This window comes from Arthrobacter sp. JCM 19049 (assembly GCF_001310435.1).
Genome location: NZ_BAXF01000129.1, coordinates 1 through 5,314, shown reverse-complemented (window position 1 = coordinate 5,314; position 5,314 = coordinate 1). Strand labels below are relative to the sequence as shown.

Annotated in this window: 5 protein-coding genes and 2 pseudogenes; 4 read left to right on the top strand and 3 right to left on the bottom strand. The window is 60.9% G+C overall.

Annotation, left to right across the window (positions count from 1 at the left end; translation table 11 throughout):
- Positions 1-784 (bottom strand): annotated as a pseudogene (locus JCM19049_RS07690) (NAD(P)/FAD-dependent oxidoreductase); the annotation flags it as partial.
- Positions 785-1,102, bottom strand: a complete 318-nt coding sequence (locus JCM19049_RS07685; protein ID WP_246049577.1) for a bifunctional 3-phenylpropionate/cinnamic acid dioxygenase ferredoxin subunit — start codon at positions 1,100-1,102, stop codon at positions 785-787.
- 183 nt (positions 1,103-1,285) lie between these two features.
- Between JCM19049_RS07685 and JCM19049_RS07680 the strand changes: the two genes are divergently transcribed.
- From JCM19049_RS07680 to JCM19049_RS19370, 3 genes and pseudogenes are all read left to right on the top strand, one after another.
- The gene (locus JCM19049_RS07680) at positions 1,286-1,735 is read left to right on the top strand and encodes a MarR family winged helix-turn-helix transcriptional regulator (protein WP_054821294.1); all 450 of its coding nucleotides are present in this window, start codon (positions 1,286-1,288) and stop codon (positions 1,733-1,735) included.
- 203 nt (positions 1,736-1,938) lie between these two features.
- A pseudogene (locus JCM19049_RS07675) lies at positions 1,939-2,370 on the top strand (transposase); the annotation flags it as partial.
- Between the two features lie 648 nt (positions 2,371-3,018).
- Complete coding sequence (locus JCM19049_RS19370; protein WP_138926782.1) at positions 3,019-3,327, top strand: hypothetical protein; 309 nt, start codon at positions 3,019-3,021, stop codon at positions 3,325-3,327.
- A 266-nt stretch (positions 3,328-3,593) separates the two neighbouring features.
- On the opposite strand, the gene JCM19049_RS07670 is transcribed toward JCM19049_RS19370, so the two are convergent.
- The gene (locus JCM19049_RS07670; protein WP_279402710.1) at positions 3,594-3,866 is read right to left on the bottom strand and encodes a hypothetical protein; all 273 of its coding nucleotides are present in this window, start codon (positions 3,864-3,866) and stop codon (positions 3,594-3,596) included.
- Between the two features lie 499 nt (positions 3,867-4,365).
- Between JCM19049_RS07670 and JCM19049_RS07665 the strand changes: the two genes are divergently transcribed.
- On the top strand, positions 4,366-5,314 hold a 949-nt coding region (locus JCM19049_RS07665), incomplete at its 3' end, for a cytochrome P450 (RefSeq protein ID WP_054821291.1).

Genomic DNA, 5,314 nt, shown 5'->3' with positions numbered 1-5,314 from the left:
CGCAGGGGGCGGGCACCGGCCTCGCGGGCCACATCCCCGATCGCCAGCACCTGGGGGACGCTGGTGCGCATGCCCGCGTCCACGATGATGCCGTTGTGCGTTTCCAGGCCCAGGGTGTCGGCCAGGGTGAGGTTCGGCTCCACCCCGATCGCGGCCACCACGATGTCGGCTCGATGCTCTCCTGATTGACCTCGACGCTGTTCTCGGTGATCCGTTCGGCCATCCCGGTCACCACCCGGATCCCGTTCAGCCGATGGTCCTCGTGCAGCTGGCGGGCCATGGGTTCGCCAAAGGCGGTGACCAGCGGCACCTGCTGGTTGCTGATCAAGGTGACCATGGCGCCGAACTGTCGGGCCGCGGCGGCGAATTCGGCCCCAATGAGCCCGGCACCGATGACCACCACCTGGGTTCCGAAGGCGCCGAACGACAACTTCTGTGACAGGTCCTCGGCGTCCTTGGCCGTATGGATCACCCGGGCATGTTCGGCCCCGGGCACCTGCAGTCTCCTTGGTGTGGTTCCGGTGGCCAGCACCAGCCAGTCCTGTTCGGATTCCGGTGTCTGGACCTGGTCAATGCGCTGCGGCTGCAGCTGCACCGAATGCTCAATAAACCATGCAGGGGGTGCGAGGTTGACCCGTTCCAGCGTCTTGCTCAGGGGCGGGCGGTCGTAGGGCAGCCCCTCCGGATCGCTGAGCGTGATGTTTCCGGCATAGCCCGCCTGAACCAGCGTGTGGGCCAGGGAGAAACCGGCGACCCCGGCCCCGACGATATGCACTGAACCCATTTAGAAGTGCAGCTCCAGCATCCCGTCGATGACCTCCACCTTGTAGGTGCGCGCATCAACATAGGCTGGCAGGCACAGGACCTTGCCGGTCTTGAGGTTAAACCGGGAAGCGTGCAGCGGGCATTCGACTTCGCAGTCTTCGATCCATCCTTCGGACAGGGAGGCGACTTCGTGGGTGCACTCATCCTGCAGGGCGTAGAAGTTGCCGTCCTCGGCATGGAAGATGGCGATGTCCTCCTTGGCTCCGCTGTCATCGGATTCGACCTTCAGCGCCTCACCGACCGGAATCATGTCGACTGGACCCACCGTGTAGCTCACTGCTTCTCCTTCGGTTCTAAAATTAGTCTTTCTCATCTTGTCACCTTCTGCGGACGCTCACGTAGTATCTCGGTCACGTCCTGCTGGCCGTAGCCCTGGGCCAGCGATTCCGGCTTTGGCGTAGGAAGCCCGAACTGAGCGGGTAAATCATGGAGGGGGTGTGCGCCCGCCTAGAATGATTCCATGCATGACGAAGAACTTTTCATCACGGTGGAAAGAGAGTTCACCACGACCTTGTTGCGCGCCCGCCAGACCCTGATGCGGCGCGCCAAAGCGATCCACCCGGAGCTGCAGGCCCCTGGTTACCGAATCTTGTCGATCCTGGTGCATCACGATTCCCAGCAGCAGGGGTTCCTTGCCGAATCGCTGCAGCTGGACAAGGCCACGATTTCCCGGCTGGTCAAGCAGTTGGAGACCCAGGGACTGATCACCCGGACCGCGGATCCCAAGGATGGCCGGGCCCAGCTGGTGTCCATCACCGATCGGGCACGTGACGCCTGGTACGTCAGCGGCCAGGCGCAGCGCCAGCGCCTGCGGGACAAGCTGGAGGACTGGTCCACTGAAGACGTGCAACGTTTCGCCGACCTGCTGCACCGTTTGAACGACAACTCCGACGCCGCCGACGCCGGTTAACCGCAGCCGCAGTCAAAGGGTGCGCAGCGTGATGCCGCTTGCCATGAGGGCCGGGGTGCAGCTGGAGGCAATACCTCATTGGTCCACCGCCGTGCTCCCCTATCGTCGGTAACCGTGGACAAGGCTAAGCCTTGATCTACCGATGGGGCGTGGGATGCAGCTCGCTGGTGGAAACGTAGGAACGTGATTTCGGGCAGGGGTAGGTGGCCGACCTTGAGCAGCAGCTGAACGAGCTGGTCAAAGCCAGCGAAGCGGCACCCTTATTGACTGAGACCGGCTTCAAGGCAATCACGGCAGCGAAGTGCTTCGTCGCGTGGTCCCATGAAGGGCGAGTGCGCAATGAAGCGGCATTTGCCTGCCTGGCTGGCGTGAATCCAATTCCTGCGTCGTCGGGGAACACGACCCGGCACCGGCTTAATCGTGGCGGTGATCGGTCGTTGAATGCTGCCCTGCACTTAGCAGCGGTCACGCGTATGACACATGACAAAGAGACGCGAGTCTACGTTGAGAAGCGTCGAGCTGAGGGGAAAACTGATCGCGAGATCCGCCGATGCATCAAACGCTATCTGGTCCGTCGCATCTTCAAGATTTTCAGTGCTTCAGCAATGGTTGAAGAGGTTCCGGCTGCGGCTTGACAGACATAGAAGAGTCAGCAGACCCCTACCTGGTGGCAACAAAAAGTGGTCATGAACTTTTGCGCATGACCACTCGGTTGCTGTTGGTTAGATCGCTGCCTGGTACGGGATGCCCATGCCGAAGAGGACCTCGACCAGCTCTCGTGCGACTCCTTCACTGATGATCCAACCGCTCTCGACAGGCTTTGGCTCATCAACCTCAATAGGGTAGCCCGGTGTAGTCTCGATCATGCGATCGGCAACACGGCACGACGCCGCATCGGCCAGAGCTTCAACAACACCGTTTAAGTCACCGGTGCCATTACTCGTTGCGGTAACCAGACAGCCTCATCCTGAACTGCCGGCGCGATAGTGATGCTCAGACCGCAGATGGGGTTGGGGCAGCCATCTCCGTTCGGGGTAGTGATGCCGAAGGTGCAGAACGTGCAATCTGGGGAAGCGATCATGGGAATTGTCCTTTGGTTTTAGAGAGGCCGGTTTGCTTCTCACCTATCTCTATGCGCCGAGTCCGCCGATGGCTGGCACCGGGACGAGGCAGTCCCCACTTGACGTTGATTGGTCTCCAAGTTTACGTTCTAAACGTAAAAGGTTGAGCGTTCTGGTAGCCTCGACAAGGACATCGCAACCACGCACGAGAGAGGTATCCCGATGACTGAAGTAGTCCAGAAGCACGAAAAGCCCAAGAAGATCCACAAGATCGGCTCAGTGGTTGCAGCAGCCTGCCTGGTGGTGGGAGCCAGCTTTGGCACCGCAGCGCCGGCTCAAGCGGCAACGAAGGTGCTGTCTGGTTCTTCCAAACATTATCTGTCTTGCTATCGTGCGTATTCCGACGCGTCCAGGCATCTCGTCAAAGCTGGATACACCTCGCAGGTGCACAACGCGACGTGCGGCAAAAAATGGACCTGGAGCAAGGGTTACATTTATACATGGAAGATTACTGCCCGGACGCCACGCTGATCCACCTGAATCTTTTACGTTCATCACGTAAAAGCTAGCTCTGCGCAGTGCCGCGTCCTAAGCGTCGCTCTTCTTGCCGTCGAAGAGCGCTAGAGGGGTAGTCCTCAGGTTTTGCGTTAAGAACGTAAAAGCCTGCCCCGTAGTAGTGCCCCGAGTGGGCGCTGTTGCAGCGGAGATTTACGTTAACAACGTAAAAGCTATGGTCAGGCAGTCAATCCGCCTTTTACGTTAAGAACGTAAAACAGAGCTCTTCACCGGTGTCATTTTTAGGTTAAAAACGTAAAATTCCAGCCAAGATCGGCCAATCCAACTCTTACGTTAAGAACGTAAAAGTTCAGACAGGCAGCAGTAGAGCCAGCTTTTGCGTTAAGAACGTAAAAACTATCTCCTTGCGCGTTTTGGCGTCCCTGTATCTTGGCCGCGCCAACGATCAGCATGCCGACCACCATACAGATGATCGACATGCCAATCAAAAAACTCCTAGGCTGCTTCTGCCATGGCGGGTCCAGCGCAAGCTTTAGCAAAGCCAGCAGCCACACCAGCTTCCCAACCAACCGATGCAGCATCGCGATAGAGCAGATTCGCAAAGGCCATACGCAGGGAAGGGATGCTCCTGTCCAGCATTGGGGCAGCCCGCTCCAACCAAGCACGGAGCTCAGCAACACCTGCAACCGGTTGAGGCAACTCGCCAGCCATGGAATAAAGCGGGGCGCAGCATCTCATCTGAAATCGTGACCGAACGCTATCTTGAGCTGCAGCGGGTGGTCGATGAGCACTGCCCGGTGCTGGACGTTTTCAAGAACCCGGTACCGGTGAGCGTCAACGTCCTCGTGTCCGGACGCTAGCCAGGGCCTTGTCCGGTCCGCCTGCCAGCGCGTAGCCTGAGGCCAGGCGAGCATTGGAGGAAAGCAGCATGTCAGCATCAGCCGCGCCGGACTGGGACCCACGGTCCCCGGAGGTGCTAGAGGACCAGATTGCCGCCTACGACCGCCTCCGGGCCAGTGCCCCGTCGCCCACAGCGAGTTCCTCGGCTACTCGGTGCTGGGGCACGAAGATGCGCTGCGGGTGCTGCATGATCCCGAAACGTTCAGCAACGCCGTCTCCCAGCGGCTGACCGTGCCCAATGGCATGGATCCACCGGAGCACACCGTCTACCGGGCGGTCAATGACCGCTACTTCACCCCGGAGCTGATGCGCCGCTTCGAGCCGGTGTGCCGGGAAGTGGCGCTCAACCTGCTCCGGGAGCTGCCGCTGCACGAACCGGTCGACGTGATTGAGCAGCTGGCCGAGGTCTATGCACTGCGCGCCCAGAGCGCGTTCCTGGAGTGGCCGCGGGAGCTGGAGGAACCGCTGCGCGCCTGGACCGCGAAGAACCGCACGGCCACCTTGGCCCAGGACCGACCGGCGATGAAGGCCATCGCCGTGGAGTTTGACGGATACATTCGCCAGCTGCTCCAGCAGCGGCGCGAGGCCGGCCACCGCGCGCCGAAGGACCTGACCACCCAACTGCTGCATGAGCAGGTGTACGGCCGGGCGCTGAACGACGAGGAGCTGGTCAGCCTGTTGCGCAACTGGACGGTCGGTGAGCTGGGCACCATTGCCGCCAGTGTCGGGATCCTGGCCAATTTCCTGAGCACCCACCCGGAAATCCAGACCCGTCTGCGCGAGGATCCCTCGCTGATCGGGGCGGCCAACGACGAGATCCTGCGGGCGCACGCCCCGCTGATTGCCAACCGCCGGGTGACCACCCGGGATGTGGAGGTCAACGGGCGGCTGATCCCGGCCGGTGAGCGGGTGACCGTGGTGTGGGCTTCGGCCAACCGCGATGAGAGCGTCTTCGGGGACCCGGATGAGTTCCGCCTGGACCGGGACCCGGGGCTGAACCTGCTGTACGGGGCGGGCATCCACATCTGCCCGGGGGCGCCGCTGGCACGGCTGGAGTTGCGGGTGCTGGTCGAAGAACTGCTCAAGCGCACCAGCAGCATTG

Excerpts from the sequence above, each read along its gene's own strand:
- JCM19049_RS19370 (WP_138926782.1), top strand. The coding sequence starts at position 3,019 with ATGACTGAAGTAGTCCAGAAGCACGAAAAGCCCAAGAAGATCCACAAG.
- JCM19049_RS07680 (WP_054821294.1), top strand. The coding sequence starts at position 1,286 with ATGCATGACGAAGAACTTTTCATCACGGTGGAAAGAGAGTTCACCACG.